Source organism: Mesorhizobium sp. M7A.F.Ca.CA.001.08.2.1, from assembly GCF_003998455.1.
Lineage (GTDB): Bacteria > Pseudomonadota > Alphaproteobacteria > Rhizobiales > Rhizobiaceae > Mesorhizobium > Mesorhizobium ciceri.
The window spans coordinates 1-416 of the sequence record NZ_RZPW01001489.1 but is presented as its reverse complement, the minus strand read 5'-3'; the positions used below and the strand labels follow the sequence as shown (position 1 = coordinate 416).

The 416-nt window shown below is 59.6% G+C and carries 1 pseudogene; it reads left to right on the top strand.

The annotated features are described in order from the left end of the window. Positions 1-416: pseudogene (locus EN914_RS38130) on the top strand (hypothetical protein); the annotation flags it as partial.

Here is a 416-nt window from a genome sequence, read left to right as displayed (position 1 = left end):
AGCCTACGCCGAGGCCAAGCTGACCGACATCAACTGCCCGACCGGCCCCGACAGCCTGAAGGTTACCATTGCCGCGAAGCCCGGCATCGCGGCGGTGAACCTTGCCGCCAGCGATGCCGATAACAGCCCCACCGCCTTCGCGGATTTCAGCAACCCGCAGTCGTTCTCCGACGCCAATATCGCGGATGTCAGCCTCAATCTGCTGCTGTTAAAAATCCCGCTAATACTGGTGAAGGGTTCGGCGGGTGCCGACATCACCAACGTCAGCCCGACCAACCTGGGCTTCAACAAAACCGAGATCGCCGCCAAAAACATCAAGACGACGCCGACACGGGACATTACCCAGACGCTGACAAAGTCACTGGGCGACAAGTTGTCGCTTTCCGTCAATGCGCTTGGTATCCTCGGGCTTGACG